Annotated in this window: 14 protein-coding genes; 8 read left to right on the top strand and 6 right to left on the bottom strand. The window is 68.5% G+C overall.

What is annotated here, in order from left to right; translation table 11 throughout:
* Positions 1–90: 90 nt before the first annotated feature.
* From IEV64_RS03590 to IEV64_RS03580, 3 genes are all read right to left on the bottom strand, one after another.
* Entirely contained in the window at positions 91–2,346 is a 2,256-nt protein-coding gene (locus IEV64_RS03590) for an NADP-dependent malic enzyme (protein WP_188423161.1), read from the bottom strand.
* A gap of 186 nt (positions 2,347–2,532) precedes the next feature.
* Positions 2,533–2,823 carry a hypothetical protein gene (locus tag IEV64_RS03585; RefSeq protein WP_049920630.1) on the bottom strand — a complete coding sequence of 97 codons (291 nt, stop codon included), beginning with the start codon at positions 2,821–2,823 and terminating at the stop codon, positions 2,533–2,535.
* A 448-nt stretch (positions 2,824–3,271) separates the two neighbouring features.
* The gene (locus IEV64_RS03580; RefSeq protein ID WP_004969155.1) at positions 3,272–3,523 is read right to left on the bottom strand and encodes a hypothetical protein; all 252 of its coding nucleotides are present in this window, start codon (positions 3,521–3,523) and stop codon (positions 3,272–3,274) included.
* Between the two features lie 618 nt (positions 3,524–4,141).
* Between IEV64_RS03580 and IEV64_RS03575 the strand changes: the two genes are divergently transcribed.
* The gene (locus tag IEV64_RS03575) at positions 4,142–10,867 is read left to right on the top strand and encodes a PGF-pre-PGF domain-containing protein (protein WP_188423160.1); all 6,726 of its coding nucleotides are present in this window, start codon (positions 4,142–4,144) and stop codon (positions 10,865–10,867) included.
* A 120-nt stretch (positions 10,868–10,987) separates the two neighbouring features.
* Positions 10,988–12,067 carry a hypothetical protein gene (locus IEV64_RS03570; protein ID WP_007275942.1) on the top strand — a complete coding sequence of 360 codons (1,080 nt, stop codon included), beginning with the start codon at positions 10,988–10,990 and terminating at the stop codon, positions 12,065–12,067.
* Between the two features lie 42 nt (positions 12,068–12,109).
* Here the strand turns inward: IEV64_RS03570 and IEV64_RS03565 are convergent, their stop codons facing one another.
* The gene (locus IEV64_RS03565) at positions 12,110–12,637 is read right to left on the bottom strand and encodes a metal-dependent hydrolase (RefSeq protein WP_007275943.1); all 528 of its coding nucleotides are present in this window, start codon (positions 12,635–12,637) and stop codon (positions 12,110–12,112) included.
* A gap of 171 nt (positions 12,638–12,808) precedes the next feature.
* Here IEV64_RS03565 and IEV64_RS03560 point away from each other — a divergent pair, with 171 nt between their 5' ends.
* From IEV64_RS03560 to IEV64_RS03535, 6 genes are all read left to right on the top strand, one after another.
* Positions 12,809–13,558, top strand: coding sequence for an ABC transporter ATP-binding protein (locus IEV64_RS03560; RefSeq protein ID WP_007275944.1), 750 nt, complete (start codon positions 12,809–12,811; stop codon positions 13,556–13,558).
* Positions 13,551–14,786: an FtsX-like permease family protein gene (locus IEV64_RS03555; protein ID WP_007275945.1), complete on the top strand. Its 1,236-nt coding sequence runs from the start codon at positions 13,551–13,553 to the stop codon at positions 14,784–14,786. Before IEV64_RS03560 ends, IEV64_RS03555 begins: the two co-directional genes overlap by 8 nt.
* Positions 14,779–16,068, top strand: a complete 1,290-nt coding sequence (locus tag IEV64_RS03550) for an ABC transporter permease (protein ID WP_007275946.1) — start codon at positions 14,779–14,781, stop codon at positions 16,066–16,068. The genes IEV64_RS03555 and IEV64_RS03550 overlap by 8 nt, the downstream gene beginning before the upstream one ends.
* 76 nt (positions 16,069–16,144) lie before the next feature.
* Entirely contained in the window at positions 16,145–16,420 is a 276-nt protein-coding gene (locus IEV64_RS03545; protein ID WP_004969163.1) for a DUF8044 family membrane protein, read from the top strand.
* Positions 16,421–17,326 (top strand): DUF4350 domain-containing protein, encoded by a 906-nt coding sequence (locus IEV64_RS03540; RefSeq protein ID WP_188423159.1) that lies wholly within the window; start codon positions 16,421–16,423, stop codon positions 17,324–17,326.
* 97 nt (positions 17,327–17,423) lie between these two features.
* Positions 17,424–18,413 (top strand): AAA family ATPase, encoded by a 990-nt coding sequence (locus IEV64_RS03535; protein WP_188423158.1) that lies wholly within the window; start codon positions 17,424–17,426, stop codon positions 18,411–18,413.
* A 15-nt stretch (positions 18,414–18,428) separates the two neighbouring features.
* On the opposite strand, the gene IEV64_RS03530 is transcribed toward IEV64_RS03535, so the two are convergent.
* The gene (locus IEV64_RS03530) at positions 18,429–19,445 is read right to left on the bottom strand and encodes a DUF7982 domain-containing protein (protein ID WP_188423157.1); all 1,017 of its coding nucleotides are present in this window, start codon (positions 19,443–19,445) and stop codon (positions 18,429–18,431) included.
* Entirely contained in the window at positions 19,442–19,936 is a 495-nt protein-coding gene (locus IEV64_RS03525) for a DUF8163 family membrane protein (RefSeq protein ID WP_188423264.1), read from the bottom strand. Before IEV64_RS03525 ends, IEV64_RS03530 begins: the two co-directional genes overlap by 4 nt.
* Positions 19,937–19,944: the final 8 nt, after the last annotated feature.

Here is a 19,944-nt window from a genome sequence, read left to right as displayed (position 1 = left end):
TCTCGTGCTGGCGCGCCCGAGCGGGCGGTCGCGGTGTGCCGTCGCCCGCCGGGCTACTCCGGCCGGAGCGCGTTACTCTGCTCGGGGCCGCTACTCCGCTTGGGCGTCCACCACGGCGACACCAGCCAGATTAACGATATCCTTGACCTCGTCGCCGCGTTGGAGAACGTGAACCGGTTTGTCCATGCCGACGAGCATCGGGCCGATGGCCTCCGCGCCGCCGAGGCGCTGGAGCAGTTTGTAGCCGATGTTGCCCGCTTCGAGGTTCGGGAACACGAGCAGGTTCGCCGGCTCGTCGAGTTCAGCGAAGTCGTAGGTGTCGGTCAGCATCTCCTCGACGAGGGCGGTGTCGGCCTGCATCTCGCCGTCGACCGGGAAGTCCACGTCGGGGTCGGCGTGCAGTTGCTCGACGGCGTTCCGGGGCTTGCGCGTCCCCTCGTTCGTGACGCTCCCGAAGTCCGAATACGAGAGGAGCGCCGCGCGCGGTTCGACGTTGAAGCGCCGCGCGAGTTCGGCGGTGTGTTTCGTCACCTCGGCGAGCACGTTCTGGTCGGGGTCGAGGTTGACCGTCGCGTCGGCGCAGAAGACGACGCGGTTCCGGAACGTCAGCATGTAGACGCCGGCGGCGTAGTCGGCGTCGTCGGCCGTGCCGATAATCTGGAGCGGCGGGCGGAGCGCCGAGGGATAGTGGTGAGTCAACCCGGTGAGCATCGCGTCCGCGTCGCCCATGGCGACCATCACGCTGGCGAAGTAGTTCGAGTCGCTCCGCACGAGTTCGGCCGCCTCGGTCCGGGTGAGGCCCTTGCGCTGGCGGCGCTCGTAGAGGTGGTCCACGTAGTGGTTCCACTCGCCGCTTTCGGGGTCGGCGATGGTCGGGTCGAAGTCGAGGCCCAGCTCCTCGGCGGTCCGGAGAATCTCCTTCGTCCGGCCGACGAGGATGGGCTCGGCGATGCCCTCCTCGACCAGTTGGCTCGCGGCGCGAATCATCTTCTCGTCTTCGCCCTCGGCGAGCACGACGCGCTTGGGGTTCGACGCCGCCTTGTTGAGGACGACGCGCATCATCTCGCGGGACTTGCCGAGGCGGGCTTCCAGCTCCTCGCGGTAGGCGTCGAGGTCGCGCTCGCGGCGGGCCGCGCCGCTCTCCATGGCCGCCTCGGCGACGGCGGGCGTCACCTCGTAGAGGACGCGCTGGTCGAGGGGCTTCGGGATGAGGTAGTCGGGGCCGAACTGGAGCGGGCCGTCGCCGTAGGCCTTGACGACCGCGTCGGGCACGTCCTGTCGGGCGAGGTTCGCCAGCGCTTCCGCGGCCGCGCGCTTCATCTCCTCGTTGATTTCGGTCGCGCGCACGTCGAGCGCGCCGCGGAAGATGAACGGAAAGCCGAGGACGTTGTTGACCTGGTTCGGGTAATCCGACCGGCCGGTCGCCATGATGACGGTGTCATCGCGGGCCTCTTTCGCGTCCTCGTAGGCGATTTCTGGCTCCGGGTTCGCCATCGCGAAGATGATTGGGTCGTCGGCCATCGACCGCACCATCTCCTGGCTGACGATGCCGCCGACCGAGAGGCCGACGAGCACGTCCGCGCCCTCGATTGCGTCTTCGAGGTCGCCGTCGTCGACGCCGCGGGCGAACGGTTCTGCGTACTCGTCGAGGTCGCCCGCCTCGGCCCGCGACTCCGAGAGGACGCCGTCGATGTCGCACAGCGTGATGTTCTCGTGGGGGATGCCCAGCGAGACGTAGAACCGCGCCGTCGCGGTCGCGGCCGCGCCCGCCCCCGAGAAGGTGACGTTCAGCGACGACAGCTCCTTGTCGGCGATGTCGGCGGCGTTCAGAAGCGCCGCGCCGGAGATGATGGCCGTGCCGTGCTGGTCGTCGTGGAACACGGGGATGTCCATCCGGTCGCGCAGGGACTCCTCGATTTCGAAGCACTCGGGGGCCTTGATGTCCTCCAAGTTGATGCCGCCGAACGTCGGCTCCATCGCGGCGACCGACTCCACGAACGCCTGTGGTTCGTCGTGGTCGAGTTCGACGTCGAACACGTCGATGTCGGCGAAGCGCTTGAACAGCACGCCCTTGCCCTCCATCACCGGCTTCGACGCCTGCGCGCCGATGTTCCCCAGCCCGAGGACGGCGGAGCCGTTGGAGACGACGCCGACGAGGTTGCCCTTCGCCGTGTACTCGTAGGCGGCGTTCTCGTCGTCGGCGATGTCGAGACACGGCGCGGCCACGCCCGGCGAGTACGCCAGACTCAGGTCGCGTTGGGTGTTTGTCGGCTTCGTCGTCGCTATCTCCACTTTCCCCGCGGGCGGACGCCGATGGTAGTCTCGGGCGTCGTCTTCGAGCGTCATTGCTCGTGATGGGTACGGTCAGGTAAGTAGACCCTTCGCTCCGACAGCGCCTCGTCAACGAGAGTCACACGCGGCGCGACCGCTCGTCGCGCCGTCTCTCCGTCGAGGAACCGGTGTACGGGCTGGACGGTGCGTTCGCGGCCGATGGCCCCGTCAGCAGTCCGTTCCACCCCGCGACCAGCCCACTCACCGAAGCGCTTCGTGCGGCATCGTGTAGAGCTGAACGTTCTCCGCTATCGACACCTCCTCGAACTGACTCTCCGTCGCGAACAGGTCCGAAACCGCGTCGACTCGCTTGATGGGGTAGATGTGTTTCGCGTTCCCGTAGCCGTGGTACACCTCGACCGGCACGGCGAACGCCACCTCTCCCTCGTCGACCTCGACTGTCGAGCCGAACGTCAGCTCGTCGTCCTCGTCGGAAACTGTACAGATAGTTGACGGCACCGCGTCCCCTGCATCGTATCTGTCTTTGACCATCCGTTGACAACCCACACTATTGTTCATTATCTTGAGTAGTGTCTCTCCCCGCCCAGTCTCCGGGGACAGAACTGCTCAGGTTTCAGCCACATATCCAACGAGCACCGCCATAACTATTACTCAAACAACGGAACTATATGTGTGGTTGATACGTTTGGCGGGCGCGAGTCGGTGCGTCGCCGAGTCACCGCGTCGTAACCGACCGACGGGCCGCCGGTCTCGAAACGAGGCTCGCAACGCGTCTCCCCGGCGGGAATGGGTGACCGATTCGAGACCTGCGGCTATCCCCCGAAAGGGAACCCACGCGTCAACCGTCGCGGCACCGAGAGAGCAGTCTGCCAGCTGTCCAGTCCGGTCGCTTGCATGTTGGCGTGTCGCGGGCCGGGCAGTCGATGGTCGGATTTCGGACAGCTCGGCTCGCGTACACCCCGTCGGTGCGGCGTCGAACTCAGCGGAGGGCGTCGTGCGGAATCGTGTAGAGGCGGACTCCGTCCGCGGCGGTCATCTCGTCGGGTTCGCCGTCGATGACGAACAGGTCGGAGACGCGTTCGATCTGTTCTGTCGGGTAGACGTGCCTCGCGCTTCCGTAGCCGTGGTACACCTCGACCGGTACGGCGAACGTCAGCGCGTCCTCGACACCGAGAGCCGAACAGATGTCCGTCGGGACGGTTTCGCCTGCTTCGTATCGTTTGTTGGCCATTCGTTGACAACCCACAGTTCGTGACGACTCTGAGCAGTATCTCACCCCACCACCTCTTGAGAGATTCTGTCGAGCTTCGACTACAACTCCAACGACCACGATGATAACCGTTACCCAAACGCGCGACGGCGACTGACACGCGGCTGAGACGACGCGCGTCTGCGGCTGACGCGCGCAATCAACATATTCACAACGCGAGCGCCCCGTGTTCGCGCGTGTCGTCTACGCCGACGCGTGTGTCTTCGAGCGCTCGCGAACGCGTCAGACGGCGTTGCCGTTCAGTGTGATACTGATATGTCCGTTATACCTCTGCGACCGCTCGAACGTCGTCCGTCGTCGGCTCGCAGTGGGTCTCGTGCCGCGCGACAGCCGACAGCGGGCGATGTCACCGTTATTGTCACTGACAGTATCTCTGGGTTCGTGACCGCGGTGGCCACGCTGGGGGGTCGCGCGACGGGGCGTCGATTTCGACCGCGTGAGGACCGCCCGCGACGACGAATCGATTTTTCAGAAAGTTTTCCATTCAAAAGTATTATGGCGTTCGTATCTGTTGAGTGAGACATGAGTCGTTACCGCAGGCTCTCCCAACAAGGGTTGAGTCTTGCACTCACTCTCATCGTGGTTTTCTCGGTTATCGCAGGCCCAGTGTCTGCGAGCGTCGGGACCACCACAGGTGAGGCACAACTGGGGGGACCGCCCGCTAACCAACTCGACACGGTCGACGACGACCAACTGACACAGGCGTCGGAGAACATCAGCGTCTGGGACGGCGCGTTCCTGACGCTCCGGCCTGACGACACCGACCCGCGGCTCGATTCGGCCGCGGCGTATCAGGTCCAGTCGGTCAACACGTACGTACGGGTAGGTGGGCCGGAACAGTCCCTCCGAAAGAACCCGATGTACGTGTACAACGTCGGACAGGAGGTCCCGTTCACGTTCGCCGGTTCGAACGCCGGCGCTCCCCGCGCCATCGAGGACCAGGACGTCCAACTCGTCGCGGCCAAACTCGAGAAGGGCGCGTCGATTCCCCGGAGCATCTCCGGCGTCGCTGAGACGCTCACCAGCGACGACAGCGTGACCTCCTCGGTCGTCGGCTCGGCGCAGGGCGCGGCGGACGACAACTCGTTCGCGTTCACGCCCGACGAGTCCGGCATGTGGATGTTCGCGGTCGTCACCGTCGACGACGGGAACGGCTTTTCGGACGCCAACGGCGACGGCAACCTCGAAACCGACGGCAACGTCACGTTCGTCGGCGTCGACGCCCTGCCGGTCCAGCAGGGGTCGTCGTCGGTGAGCGCGCCGTCGCCCGCGGGCAACGGCCAGAACGTGACGGTCACCGTTGACGCCTCGTCGCTCGACGCGACCGAGGTCAGCCACACCGTCGCAATCTTCAACGAGTCCGACCTCTCGAACTACGACCAGACCATCAACGCGACCGACCGGTCGAGCATCTCCCTCGAAACCGAAATCGCGCGGGTCAACGGCACCAGTCAGATGCCGGCGGACACGAACGTCATGGGCGTCACTCCCGGTTCGCAGTCGTTCGTCGGGAGCCAGACGGCGATGTCGATCTTCGACCGCTTCAACGACAGCACGTCGCAGTTCGACGACGTCCGCGTCGTCAGTCCCGGCGCGACCGTCTACGGTTCGGCCGTGACCAAGGTCGCGGGCAACCGGACGACCGTCGAGGTCCCCATCCCCGACGGAGCCACGCCCGGCGACTACGTCGTGATGCACGTGGCGACGAACCAGTCGGGCACCGAGTCGGTGACGAACCGCGCGCCGCTACAGGTCGCCGAGAGCGTCCAGCTGAACCTGACGGCGAACACGACCACGCCCGTCGCGGGCGACGACGTCGAGTTCACCGTCACGCGCGAGGACACCGGCGCGGCCGTCCAGAACGCCGAGGTCACCGTCGGCGACACGACCGTCCAGACGGACGCCAACGGCGTCGCGGTCGTCACCGTTCCGACGGCCGGCGAGTACGACGCCATCGCGTCGAAGAACGTGACGAACGGCGAGGCGTTCGCCGACGCCACGCTCGCGCTCGACGTGTTCGAGCCGGCGACCTTCGAGTACAGCAACCTCACCGTCGAGCCCCAACAGGTCGTTCCCGGGACCGACGTGGTCGCGAACGCGACCGTCGAGAACGTCGGCGAGGTCAACGGGAGCTACGAGGCGGCGCTCACTATCGACGGCGAGGCGCAGTCGCCGTCCGACACCGGCGCGCTCCAGCCCGGCGAGTCGACCGAGGTGAGCTTCACGACCTCGTTCGACGACCCCGGAACCTACAACGTCTCCATCGACGAGCTCTCGACCGACGACGCCGAGCTCGTCTCGCGGACCGTCCGCGTCATCGCGCCCGCGAATACGAGCGTGACCGACGTCACCGTCGAGCCGACGAGCATCAACACGACCGAGCGCTACACCGTCTCGGCGACCGTCGAGAACACCGGCGGGCTCTCCGACCTGGTCCGGCTCACGTACACGACGACCGGTGACGAGTCGGGCACGGAGGTCTACAACGTCACCCGAACCGTCGCCGTGAGCCCCGACTCCACGGTCACGAGGAACGTGACCGCCCTCGCGCCGACCGCGCTCGGCTCCGACGACGTCGGCAACTTCACCGTCGCCGTCAACGACGTCGAAGCGGATTCGACGCTGACGGTCACGCGGCGCGACCGGCTCCCGCCGACCGTCCGGCTTCCGGCACCCGCACAGGGCGCGGTTCCCTTCGGGACGCCCATCACGCTCAGCGTGAGCGACGAGTCGGACATCAGGCGCGCGACGTACAACTTCGGTAACGGCCCACAGCCGCTCTCGCTCGACGCCAACGGGAGTGCGACCGTCCCGACCGGCGACCTCGACGAGGGACAGACGACGCTGACGGTCAACGCGACCGACACGGCCGGGAACACGATTACCCGGACGTTCACCTTCGACTTCGTCTCCTCGCCGCGCGTCACGAGCGTCGCGCCGACCGACGTCGCCGGGCCGTCGAGCACTGTCTCGGCGTCCTTCGCGGACGACCGCAACGGCGACTCGGAGTCCGGGATCAACGCCAGCGCGACGAGGCTCGTCGTCGACGGCACGGCCGTCGACCTCTCGGGCGCGACGACGAACACCAACTCGACGCTCGAAATCAACGTCTCCGAACTCGGCGTCCCGCTCGCCGAGGGGCCGACGACCGCGAGACTGACCGTCGTCGACGAGGCCGGCCACGCCACCTCGCGGCTGTTCGAGTTCGAGTACGACGAGACCGCGCCGACCGCGAGTCTCACGCTCGACCCCGACTACGACGAGGACCGCGAGGACGTGAGCGCGAACAACCCCGTCGACATCACGCTCGACAGCGCCGACGACAACCTCGAATCCGCGGCGTTCGTCGTCCGTAACAACGACGGAGACGAGGTCTACACGCGCGACGTGACCTCGCTCGCCCGCTCGACCGGCGCGTTCGAAATCGAGTGGGACGGCACGAACGACGACGGCGCGCTCGTCGCCAGCTGTTCCTACAACCTCACGCTCGTGGGGACGGACGCCGGCGGGAACACCGGCGTCGCCAACGCCACCGTCTGCGTGGACAACGACGAGCCGACCTACGACGTGTCGGCCGTCGACGGGACGACGGACACCGTTTACACGAACGGGAGCGTCGACGTCACCTACAGCACCTCGGAGAGCGTCACCGTCGAGTACACGTTCGAGTCCGACTCGGGCGTGACGGCGACGTTCGAACGGACGCCCGACAGAACGCCGGACGGCGAGACGGGGAACCACACGCTCGACGTGGCCTCGGAACTCCCCGACGGGAGCTACACGCTGACGGCGACCGCGACCGACCTCGGTAACAACGACGTTACCGTAGAATGGTCCGAGCCCGTCGTGGTCGACACGACCGACCCCGGCGTCACCGCGACGCTCAACACGACCGAGTCCGGTAACCTCTCGGTCAGCGTGGCGAGCACGGAACCGCTCGCCGACACCCCCGACGCGGAACTCACGTACCCGAACGACGACGTCGAGTCGCTGACCCTCACGCGGCTCGACTCGACGACGTGGACCGCCGAGCTCGCCACGAACGAGTCCGGCGAGTACGCGCTCGACGTGACGGGGACCGACCGCGCCGGCAACACGGCGAGCGACTCCAGTACGGCGACCGTCACGAGCAACAACTTCTCGGAGAAGTCGACGCTCCTGCTCGTGAGCTCGAGCGGTAACACGTTCATTCGGATTAACGCCAGCGACGACGCGGACCTGCCCGCCGGGCAGACCGTCGTCACGCTGACGGACACGAACATCCCGCCGAACGCCCTCTCGCAGGGCACGGCGGCGACGAGATACCTCGAAGCCAACGCCGGCCTCACCGAGGACCAAATCGAGGACGTCACCTACGGCTTCAGCGCCGACCTCGACACCTCCGGCAACGGCTTCAACATCGTCTACATCGAGCGCGGCGGCACGCGGGTGCTCCCGACGACGCTCCAGACCGACCCGTTCGTCCTGTCCGGTGACTACTACACCGCGACCCGAACCGGTCTGTCGACCTACGGCGCGGTCACAAACGACACGGAAGCGCCGACCATCAGCTACGACGACCCGACCGAGGGCGTCGAGTTCTCCGAGGTCAACAACACGGTCTCGGTGAACGCGACGCTCTCCGACAACGTGGACGTCAACACCTCTTCGGTGTCGGTGACGGTCGAAAGCGACGGCCAGCTCAGAGACGTGACCGACAACGCGACGGTCACGAACGAGTCGGTCAACTACACCACGCCCGGCCTCCCGCCGGCGGACTACACCGTCACCATCGAGGCGTCCGACACGAACCTGACCGCCAACACGGCGACAGAACAGGTCAACTTCACCGTGCAGGACGACCGCGAAGCGCCGACGGTCACCGCGCTCGGCCCGACCGACGGCACGACCTTCCCGTTCGGCACCGACACGGTGGAACTCAACGCGACCTACGAGGAAGCGAGCGACGCGGTGAACGACACCGGCGTCGACGCGGAGAACGTCACCGTCCTGTACGACGGACAGGACATCAGCGCCTCGGCCGCGCCCGACGCGACCGGGTTCAACATGACCGTCCCCGTGGACGACGACGAGACGCACAACCTGACGGTTCGCGTGCCCGACAACGCCGGTAACAGCGTCGAGAGCACGACGAACTTCAGCATCGCCGCTGACGACACCGACCCGGCAGTCGAGATTTCGAACCCCGCCGAGGGCGACGAGCTCTCGAACACGACGACCTCGGTCAACGTGACCGCGAGCGTCGACGACGCCGAAAGCGGCGTCAACCTCAGCTCCGTGACCGTCACCTTCGACGGGACCGACGTCACGAGCGAGGCGAACCTCGACGACCTCTCGAACGTCTGGTTCAACAAGACCGGTCTCGAACCGGGCACCAACCACACGGTGTCCGTCTCGGCGGCCGACCGCAGTGGGAACGAGAACGCCTCGACGGTGAACTTCAGCGTCGCGCCCGACCTGACGGCACCGAACGTCACGCGGGTCAGCTCCCGGAACGCCACCTTCGAGAGCGACGATAACTTCTCGGTCGAAGTGAACTACACCGACCCCGAGAGCGGAATCGACGCCTCCGCGGTGACGATTCTGCTCGACGGCGAGGACGTGACCGACGACGCGACGGTGTTCCCGAACCCCGGCGCGACGCTCGATCTCAACTCGTCCGAAATCGACTCGGGCGACCACCAGCTCAGCGTGCGCGTCACCAACAACAACGGCGACACGACCACGAACGACACGACGTTCTCGGTCAATCAGGGGCCGGACATCGCGGTGACGTCCGTTTCGCTCGACCCGGCGACCGCCCAGACCGGCGACAAAGTCGAGGTGACCGCTGAGGTCGAGAACTTCGGCGACGAGTCGGGCTCGACCGACGTCGGCGTCACCGGAACCAGTCAGGCGGGCACCACCGACTTCGGCGTCACGAAGTCCGTGACCCTCGCCACCGGTGAGAACCAGTCCGTGAACTTCGTCATCAAGCCGACGAACGCGGGCACCTACACGGTCGCGGTCAACGGGACGACCGCGACGAACGCGCTCGACGTGAGTTCGCCGACCGCCGACATCCAACTGCTCGGCGACTCGTCGGCCAGTCCGACGTCGCTCCTCGAAGGCGAGGAGACGACCGTCACGGTCAAACTCGGTAACCTCGGCGGCGCGAGCGGCAACGTCTCCGGCGACGTGACCCGGAACGGGACGACGGTCGGGAACGTCTCGACCTCGCTCGCCTCCGGCGCACAGCGGACGTTCACCTTCACCGACACCCCGCCGGGAACCGGCGACTACGTCTACGCGTTCAACGGCACGACCATCGACACGGTCACCGTCTCGGCGCGTGCCCCGGCGTTCAGCATCGACGCGGGCGCGAGCACCATCTCGCAGACGACCGTGGACACCGACGAGACGTTCACGGTCAAGGTGCGCGTGAACAACACCGGCACCGCGGAGGGGACGTACACCAAGGCGCTCACGGCCGGCCGCACGACGCTGGCCACCGAGAGCGTCACCGTCGGTCCCGGTTCCTCCGGCACGCTGACGTACAGCGTCTCCATCGACGACGCCGGCACGTACGACCTGCGGGTCGACGGCGTCACGATTGGCAGTATCACCGTCGAGGAGGCGAACGTCGGCGGCGGCGGTGGCGGCGGCGGCGGTAACAGCCTCCCCCACGACGACACCACGGACAGCGACCGGCTGTTCTCGGCACCCGGCTTCGACGCGCAGTTCGACGGCGGGCAGGGCGTCTCCGCGGTGAGCATCACGTTCAGTCAGCGGACGACCGGTGAGATCACCGTCAGCGAACGCTCGGGGCTCCCCGGTAGCGTGGGACAGCCCGGCGGCACGGCCGTCAGCTACGTGCGCATCGACGTGCCCGACAGCGCGCGCGACCGCCAGTCGACCCTCCGGTTCACCGTCAGACAGAGCCGGCTCGACGAACTCGGCGTCGAATCGTCCGACCTCGTGGTCCGGCGGTTCAACGAGGACTCCGGTTCGTGGGAAGACCTCGAAACCCGCGTCGTCGACAGCGGTGACGGCGCGGTCGTCATCGAGGCCGACACGCCCGGCTTCTCGTACTTCGCCGTGACGTCGCGGCAGGTCGTCACGACGACGACGACCGACGACGACACGACGACAACGACGACGCCGGACGACGGCACCACCACGGCGTCCAGTACGCCCGGCTTCGACGACGAAACGTCGACGACCGCGAGCGGCACGACCGACTCCCCCGTTCCCGGATTCGGCGCGGCGCTCGCCGTGGTCGCGCTCCTCGCGGCCGCGCTCCTCGCGGTCCGCCGGAACGACTAACGACAACGACCGCACCGCGCGGTTCGTCTCTCCTTCGTTTTTTTCGACCGGACCAGCGCCGCCCGCGGACGGCGCGACGAACTGCCTACAAGCTTTTACCACCGGTCAGCAAAACGAACGATGATGCTACGACCCCGCGTCTCGATTCCCGTTCTCGTGGTCGCCGCGATGCTCCTCGCGGCCGTCGCGCCCCCGGCCGTGGGGGCCAACGGGGACTACGATATCGATATCGGCGGCTCCATCGACACCGTCGACAGAACCGTCTCGACCTCGCAAGGCGAGTTCACCGTCACCCAAGTCGGCCGCGCCGACGCCGGCGACACCGTTTCGGTCTCCGTGGACGCGCCGAGCGACAGCGACTACACGATCACGATTCTCGACTCCGAACAGCGAATCCGGCGGTCCGCGTCGGCGACCGGTGACGCAGACCGCGAGTTCGGTACCGGCGGACTCGACCCCGGAACGTACGCCGTCGTCGTCGGCAACCAGTCGACAGAAGAGGTGTACGCCGGCGAGCCGCTCGTGATTCGCGCCTACGCGGTCTCGACGCAGGCCGCCGGGAGCGTCGAGCAGTCGGACGACCTCGACGTGACCGTCGAACTCGACGAGGTCGCGTCGGGCGAGTCCGTCGAGGCCGTGCAGGTCGTCCTCGCGGACGACTCCGAGAACGTCCGCGTCGACGCCTCGGCGGTCAACGACACGCACTACTCGGCGTCCGTCTCCACCGACGACGTGGATGCCGGTGACTACTCGCTGTACGCGGTCGTCCGCGGCGACGACCGGGCCCTCGGCGAGAACGAGCTCATCGGCGTGAGCGACGCCTCGACGGTCGAGGTGGTCGAACAGGCGACCGACACGTCCACGCCCGACGACGGCTCCGGCGGTGCTGGCGGCGGCGGCGGCACGGGCGACGCCACGACGACCACCTCGGAGTCGACCGACACGTCGACGGCGGCGACCGACACCGCCGAGTCGACGACGACCGACGCGACGGATACGACGACCGACGCCGACGAGACGGGAGATTCCACCGAGTCGACGGCGACGGCCCAGACGACGACCGACAACGTCGTGACGCCCAACGAGTCCACGTCGGCGACGGCCCAGACGACGACGTCTTCGGAAGTTCCGAACACGGCGCCGTACCTCCTGTTCGGCGCGCTCGTCGTCTTCGCGGTCGGCCGGCGACTCGTCGGCTAACGCTCTTTTCTCTCGCGTTACCACCGTTTTTTCTTTGCTTGTCTACCGCTCCGCTCGCGCTCGCCGACGGTCGAGTCGGTTGACCAGCCAGAGCCCGAACGCGACGGCGGCGAGGGCGTACTGGAAGTTGTACCGCGGGTCGCCCAGCGATTCGAAGACGCGGACCCACGGCGGAATCGAGTCCGAGGCGTAGTCGGTCGCCGGGAACAGGGGCCACAGGAGGAACTGCATCGAACCCCAGTCGCCGGCGAGAAGCGCCCGGTAGGTGTCGCCGAGGTAGTGCGAGAGCGTCGCGACGACGAGGGCGGTCGCGTGCTCGCTGTAGCCAAGCCGGTGGCCGACGCCGACGAGGACGACGAGCACCGGAAGCATCACGAGAAGCGAGTGGCCGAGCGAGCGGCCGCTGACGAGGACGCCGTAGTACGCGAGCGGTTTGTCGATGAGGTCTGGCAACTGCGAGCCGACGAGCGCGGCGGCCAGCGTCCACCCGGTCGGAAGCGGGCGTCGACGGCCGACTCGGAAGAGCGAAACCGAGAGATATCCGAGGGCGAGGTGGCCGATTGGGAACACTACCGAGGCGGACGGTGCCGAGGCTATTCAACCGTGGGGTGACGCGTGCCGACGCATCCCCGCGACTCTGGACGTTCGTCGGGTCGGGTCGGGTGGGTCAGCGTCACCCTAGCCCCGTCCCCGCGGCGGCCACGCACCAAGTATATGTCACGCCGGGGACCACGTGGCAGTATGTCTGATTCGGTCTCCGAACACCGTCCCCCCGACGCGGCGGACGCGGCGGCGACTCTCCGTTGCGAGCGGGTCGTTCGGGAGTACACCCGCGGGTCCGACTCGTTTTTCTCCCGCGGGTCCGACGCCCCGACGGTCCGCGCGCTCGACGGCGTCTCGATTTCGGTCTCGACGGGCGAGTTCGTCGCCATCGCCGGCCCGAGCGGGAGCGGCAAGTCCACGCTGTTGCACCTCCTCGCCGCGCTCGACACGCCCACCCGCGGCGACGTCCGCATCGCGGGCACCGACGTCCGGTCGCTGTCGAACCGCGGGCGGACGAAACTCCGCCGGGACACCATCGGCATCGTCTTCCAGCACTTCCACCTGTTGCCCTCGCTTTCGGCCCGCGGCAACGTCGCGCTCCCGCTCATCGAACGCGGCGTGTCGAAGCGCGACCGACGCGCCCGCGCCGAAGAACTGCTCGAACGGGTGGGCCTCGGCGACCGCGCCGGCCACAAGCCGGGCGAACTCTCCGGCGGCGAGCAACAGCGCGTCGCCATCGCCCGCGCGCTGGTCTCCGACCCCGCGGTGCTCATCGCCGACGAGCCGACCGGCGAGTTGGACACCGAGACGGGCCAACGCGTCCTCGACTACATCGAACAGACCGCCACGGAGCGGGCGGTCGTCGTCGCCACGCACGACGAACACGTCATCGAGCGGGCCGACCGCGTCGTCCGCCTCCGCGACGGCCACGTGGTGAGCGATGGCTAGGCGACACCGACTGTTCGGCGTCGTCGGCCTCGCGGGGCGGCGCGTCCTCGGCCGCCTGCGAACCACCTCCTCGAAGCAGGTGTTGTTGAGCGTCCTCGGCGTCGCTCTCGCCGTGACGCTCATGACGACCGTCAGCGGCATCGCCCTCGGTCTCGGCGCGGAAAACGCCATCCAGAGCGAGGGCGTCGACTACTGGGTCGTCCCCGAGGCCAGCACGGCCTCGTCGGTCGCCGTCTCGGTCGGCAGTCCGCAACTCGGCGACACCCACGCGATTACCGACCGGCTCTCACGCGACGAGCGGGTGGACTACGCCACGCCGGTCCAGACGCAGTTGGTGACGCTCGCGCCCGAAGGCGGCTCGACCGACGAGTACGTCCTCGCGGCGGGCATCATCCCGCCCGAGAAACCCACGTCGGTCGTCGGCGTCTCGACGGCGTCGCTCACGCCGGGGGACCCCCACTACGCCAACGGGAGCTACGACGGCCCGCGGACCGGCGAACTCGTGCTCAACGACGCCGCCGCGGAACTGCTCGGCGTCTCGCCCGGCGACGAGGTGACCGCGAGCGTCGGCGGCTCGCGGGCCGCGTTCACCGTCGTCGACGTCCGCGAGGGGTCGCTGTCGTCGGGCGTCGGCCCCGTCCCGGTCGCGCTCGTCCACCTCTCGGAACTGCAGACGATGACCGGCTCGACCGACGGCGACCTCGCGGACCAACTGCTCGTCAGCACCGACTCGCCGGGCGTGCGGTCCGACATCGAGGCGCTCTACCCGCGGACCTCGGTCGTCACGCAGACCGGCCTCGCCGTCCGCGGCGCGTCGACCTCCAGTCTCCCGCTCGCGATGGCCGCCGTCTCGCTCGTCGTCGCCGTCCTCGTCGGCGTGCTGTTCGTCGCCACGATGATGGGCCTCGAAGTCAACGCCGACCGCCGGAACCTCGCCGTGCTCTCGGCGATGGGCTACCGGACGAGCTCGCAGATGTTGCTCGTCGTCGCCGAGACGGTCGTCGTCGCCACCGTCGGCGGCGTCGTCGGCGTCGTGGCGGGCATCGGCGGTATCCACCTGACGAACGCGATTACGCGGGAGCTCCTCGGGGTGCAAGTCGCGCTGTTCGACCCGGTGCTCGTCGGCTACAGCGTCGCGGTCGCGGCGCTCATCGGCCTCGTCTCCTCCGTCTATCCGGCGTGGCTCACCTGGCGGACGCCGACGCTGGAGGCGATGTCGCATGACTGAGGACGCCGACCCGAACCGGGGTTCGGACGCGAGCACACTTCCGGCGTCGTCGCGGTTCCCGCGGCTCTCCCGCGTCCGCGCGTCGGCGGGAATCGCGGTCTCACAGCTCTCTCACGCCCGCGGGCGGACGGTCCTGACCGTCCTCGGAATCACGCTCGCGGTCCTCGCGGCGACGCTTCTGGCCGGGACGGGAATCGGCGTGATACAGACGGGCCAACAGCAGTTCGACGCGGCGGGCCGCGACGTGTGGATTACCGGCGGCCCGGTCCGGTTCTCGCCGACCGGCGTCGGCGGCTTCGAAAACAGCATCGTCGACGCCCACGGGTTAGACGCCGAACTGGAGGCCCGCGAGGACGTGAAACTCGTCACGCCGATGTCGTTCCAGACGGTGTACGTCAGGTCCAACGACTCCGACTACGAGACGCTCGTCGGCGTCGGCGCGCCCGCCCGCGGCGGGTCGGTCCAGATTACGAACGGCTCGGGGTTCAACCGGACCGACGTCCACTACGCCGACGGCGACTACTCCGGGCCGATGACCCACGAGGTCGTCATCGACGAGCGGACCGCCGAGATGATGAACGTCTCCGTCGGCGACTCGCTGTACGTCGGCGGCACCACGGGCATCGCCCGCGAAAACGAGTTCACCGTCGTCGGCGTCTCGCCGACGTTCTCGCGGTTCCTCGGCACGCCGAGCGTCGTGGTCCACCTGAGCGAACTTCAGGAGGTGACGGGCACGACCGGCGCGGACACGGCCACGCTCATGACGCTCACCGTCGCCGACGGGGCCGACCCCGAGGCGGTCGCGGCCGACATCCAAGCGGACTATCCGGACTACGACGTGCGGACGAACCAGGAACAGCTCACGGAGATTCTGCGCGACCAGGCGGTCATCATGGCCGCCGGCGGGAGCCTCGTCTTCCTCGCGCTACTGGCGGGGCTGGCGCTCAGCGTGAACGTCCTGCTGTCGCACGTCTACCACCAAACGCGGGAGCTCGCCGCGCTGAAGGCGCTCGGCACGTCGTCGTCGACGCTGTCGCTGACGCTCGTCGTGCAGTCGCTCGTTCTCGGGACGCTCGGCGGCCTGCTCGGGGTGGCGCTGTCGTTCCCGGCCGCGCGCGGTCTGAACCGACTGGCCCAACTGCTCGTCGGGTTCGGCGACGTGGTCGTCCTCCCGGAGACGGTCCTCGCCGGCGGCTTCGCCATCGCGTTCGTGATGAGCCTCGTCTCGTCGCTCGCGGTCAGCCGACAGATAGCCGGCATCCGACCGCTCGACCACCTGTAGTCGCGGCGTGGCGTCCGGGGGGTTCCCGACCCCCGCAAGCGATAGTTTAGTTATCCCGCCCCGTCCACGACCGTACATGGCAACGGCACGACGCGAGCGGTTCATCCGCGCCCAGCTCGCCTGGATGCTCGGCGCGACGCTCGTCTTGGTCCTCCTCGACGCGCTGTCCTACGAGTTGGTGTTCGTCGTGTCCCTCATCGGCTTTCTCGTCGTCGTCGAACTCACCGCGCCGGTCGCGGTGACGCCCGCGTGGCGGCGGCGGCTCCTGTGGCTCATCGGCGGCGGCCTCGTCGCCTTCGGCTACATCGTGGTCAGACGCATCCTCGACATCCTCCCGCCGGGGGTGTTCTGAGTGCGCCTCGGCTCCCGCGAGGTCGGCTATCCGCACCTGTTGGCGGCGGCGCTCCTCGTCGCGATGCTCGTCGGCGTCGGCGTCGGCGCGGGCACCTCGTCGTCCACCTACGGCGCGTTCAACGCCGCGTGGGACGGCGGCTCGGGCATTCGCGGGGTCGCCTCGGACGCGGGTGCCGAGACGCAGGTCGTCTACAACACCACCGAGTACGACGAGGTCGAGCCGGCGGGAACCGTCGCGTTCGTCATCTCCCCGGAGCGGGGCTACACCGACGCCGAGGCCGCCCGCGTCGAGTCGTTCGTCCGCGCCGGGGGGACCGTCGTCGTCGCCGACGACTTCAGGCCGCACGGCAACGACCTGCTCGCCCGACTGGGCGCGTCGGCGCGCATCGACCGGACGCCGCTCCGCGACGACCGCCACCAGTACCGCTCCGGCGCGCTCCCGGTGGCGACGCGCGTCGCCGCGGACCCGCTCACCCGAAACGTGACGCAACTCACCTTGAACCACCCGGCGACGGTGACGTCGAACGAAAGCACCGTCCTCGTCCGCTCGTCGAACTTCTCGTATCTCGACCGCGACGACGACGGCGAACTGGACGACGCCGAGACGCTTCAGTCCTACCCCGTCGTGACGGCAGAGCGCCTCGGCGCGGGCGACGTGGTCGTCGTGAGCGACCCGAGCGTGTTCATCAACGCGATGCTCGACCGCCCGGACAACCGGGCGTTCGCGGCGGCGCTCGCGGCCGACCGACAGACCGTCGTGTTGGACTTCTCGCACGCCGAGGAGCGCCCGCCCCTGCAGGTCGCGCTTCGGGCGCTCCGGGGCTCGGCCGGATTGCAACTCCTGTTCGGCGGCCTCGTCGTCGGCGCGGTCGCGCTCGTCGCCCGGCGGGGACGGTTCTCGTAGGCCGTCGAGGCGCTCGGGGACGCGGTCGGCCCGCCGTCCGTCTCGCGGGCTCGCCGAGACCGCAGTTATATGTGGTCGCCGTCCCGACTGTTGCCATATGAGTGCTCCCGAAGAGGTCTACGAGGCCATCCTGGACGAGACGTCGCAACTCCTCGTCGGGAACGAAGACGCGATAGAGGCGCTCACTATCGCGTTGCTGACGAACGGGCACGTCCTCCTCGAAGGGGTTCCGGGCGTGGCTAAGACGACTATCGCCAACCTGTTCGCACACGCCGCGAACCTCGACTACCAGCGGATTCAGATGACGCCCGACGTGTTGCCGGCCGACATCACGGGCACCCACATCTACCGCGAGAACCTCGGCGAGTTCGACCTCCAGCGGGGGCCGGTGTTCTCGAACGTCGTCCTCGCCGACGAGATTAACCGCGCGACGCCGAAGACGCAGTCGGCGCTCCTCGAAGCGATGGAAGAGGGGCAGGTGACGATCGAAGGCGAGACGCTCAAGCTCCCCTACCCGTTCATGGTCGTCGCAACGCAGAACCCCATCGAGTACGAGGGGACGTTCAACCTCCCGGAGGCCCAGCGCGACCGCTTCCAGTTCAAGGTCGTCGTCGACATCCCCGACCGGGCAGACGAGCGGGAGATTCTCGAACGGTTCGACCGCTCGCCGTCGCTCAAGCCCTCGGACATCTCGAACGTCATCGACGACGCCGACATCGGGGAGGCCCGACAGGTCGTCACGAGCGTCCACGTCGACGACAAGGTGTTCGACTACATCCTCGACCTCGTCGGCGCGACCCGGACGCACGCCGCGGTCGATTTCGGCGCGTCGCCCCGCGCCTCGCTGGCCTTCCTGCGGGCCGGGAAGGCCGCCGCGGCGATTCGCGGCCGCGACTACGTGATTCCGGACGACGTGAAGCGACTGGCTCCGATTATCATGTCGCACCGCCTCGTCCTCGGGACCGAGGCGGACATCAGCGGGCGCGACCCCAGAGACGTCGTCGAAGAGGTCGTCGACACCGTGCCGACGCCCGAAGTCGGCCTCGACGAGTCGACGACCTCCTCGGTCGCGGGCGACGACGACTGAGGGCGCGCCGGCGACCTATCGTCGCTCGTCGGCTTCTGCTTCTGCTTCTTCGGGCTCACTTTCACTCTCCGACGCCGCGTCGGCTGACGATTCGTGTTCCCCGTCGTCTTCGACCTCCCACCGGCAGGTGACGGCGAAGTCCGTCTCCTCGCCGGCGGCGACCTCGGCGACGACCGGCGCGTCGAGGCCGCGGGCGACGACCACGGCGACGAACGACGCGACCGGCGTGTCGAACGTCTCGGCCGAGGCGAACCGGCAGTTTTCGACGCGAACCGTCAGGCGACCGTCCGCGGCGTCCGTCTCGGCGGTCGCGGTCTCGACGAGTTCGAACAGTTCCACGAGGGCGTCGGTCGCCTGTCGCGCCAGCGTCCCGGGGTCGTCGCCGAGCGGGCCGTCGAGGCTCCGTGCGAACTCGTCGAACAGGCCGCCGCCGCTCGGGTCGAACGCGACGCCGCGGGTCAGTTCGTCGTCGGTGACGACGAAGGTGTCGCGGAGCGCCTCGGCGTCGGGAAGGGCGTAGTCGCGGTGCTCCGGGACGAACAGGCGAACGCTGTCGCGCGCCCCGTCGGGGACGTAGACGGCCGCGTCCTGCAGGCCGAGCTCGTCGACGACGGCGGCGTGGTTGCGCGCGTGCGCGCCGAACACGGACGACCCGACACTGACGGGGATGAATCGCTCGGGGGTGAGATACCGCGTCACCGCGGCGGCGAACAGCCCGATAGCGCCGAGGACGACGAGCGTCTCTCGGACGGGCGGAAACAGCGCGCCGCCGATGAGGCCGGCGACGCCGAGTCCGGCCAGCGCGACGGCGGTCTGTCGATACCGGCCCGTTCGGAGCGCCTCGTAGCGCTGTCTGAGCCGGGCGTTCTCGCGTCGGAGGGTGGCGAGTTCGCCGCGGGCGTCGTCCGCCTCGTCGGTGCTCGGTCGCCTGTCGCCGCCGTCGTCGCCGGCGGCGGCCGACACGACGGCGCGGGCGTCCCCGTTGGTCAACGCCGACTCCCGGTCCCGGTCGCGGGCGTCGTCCGCGCTCATCGCTCCGCCTCCGTCGCGTCGACGAGGCCGAGCGCGACGCGCTCGTAGCGGTGGAGTCCGTAGGCGACCGCCGCCGCGAGGACGGCGGCGACCAGCGCGGCCTGCCACGCCCACCGGAGCGTCGTCCACAGCGCCCACGCGACCCCGAGGGCGACGACGTAGCCCGCCGCCAGTCTGGCGAGCCGAGCGCGGTCCGGCGGCCGCTCGTACGCGGCGCTCGCGAGGAGCGGGAACGCGGCCAGTTGCGTGGCTCCGAGCGCGACGAGGCCCGCGTCTCCGAACAGCGAGACGGCGGTCAGTTGAGCGACGACGAACGCGAGCGGTCCCTCGCTCGCCGCCGCCGCGACGAGGACGAGGCCGCCCGCGGCGACCCCCCACAGCCCGTCTGTCAGGCCCACCGCGAGGGTGAAACAGAGGACGCCCGCCGCGTCCATCGGGGTGAGCTCGTTCGCGTCCAACACGGTTCGAATCGTCCGTTCGCTCTGGTTCACAGGTGTCT

The sequence above is a fragment of the Haloferax sulfurifontis genome (genome assembly GCF_014635105.1).
Classification (GTDB): Archaea; Halobacteriota; Halobacteria; order Halobacteriales; family Haloferacaceae; genus Haloferax; species Haloferax denitrificans.
Note: the sequence above shows the minus strand (reverse complement) of the source record. Positions and strands in the feature narration are given on the sequence as shown.

Bases quoted from the DNA above. Each gene is read 5' to 3' on its own strand.
- IEV64_RS03590 (WP_188423161.1), bottom strand. From the start codon at position 2,346: ATGACGCTCGAAGACGACGCCCGAGACTACCATCGGCGTCCGCCCGCG.
- IEV64_RS03585 (WP_049920630.1), bottom strand. From the start codon at position 2,823: ATGGTCAAAGACAGATACGATGCAGGGGACGCGGTGCCGTCAACTATC.
- IEV64_RS03580 (WP_004969155.1), bottom strand. From the start codon at position 3,523: ATGGCCAACAAACGATACGAAGCAGGCGAAACCGTCCCGACGGACATC.
- IEV64_RS03570 (WP_007275942.1), top strand. From the start codon at position 10,988: ATGATGCTACGACCCCGCGTCTCGATTCCCGTTCTCGTGGTCGCCGCG.
- IEV64_RS03560 (WP_007275944.1), top strand. From the start codon at position 12,809: ATGTCTGATTCGGTCTCCGAACACCGTCCCCCCGACGCGGCGGACGCG.
- IEV64_RS03555 (WP_007275945.1), top strand. From the start codon at position 13,551: ATGGCTAGGCGACACCGACTGTTCGGCGTCGTCGGCCTCGCGGGGCGG.
- IEV64_RS03550 (WP_007275946.1), top strand. From the start codon at position 14,779: ATGACTGAGGACGCCGACCCGAACCGGGGTTCGGACGCGAGCACACTT.
- IEV64_RS03545 (WP_004969163.1), top strand. From the start codon at position 16,145: ATGGCAACGGCACGACGCGAGCGGTTCATCCGCGCCCAGCTCGCCTGG.
- IEV64_RS03535 (WP_188423158.1), top strand. From the start codon at position 17,424: ATGAGTGCTCCCGAAGAGGTCTACGAGGCCATCCTGGACGAGACGTCG.
- IEV64_RS03530 (WP_188423157.1), bottom strand. From the start codon at position 19,445: ATGAGCGCGGACGACGCCCGCGACCGGGACCGGGAGTCGGCGTTGACC.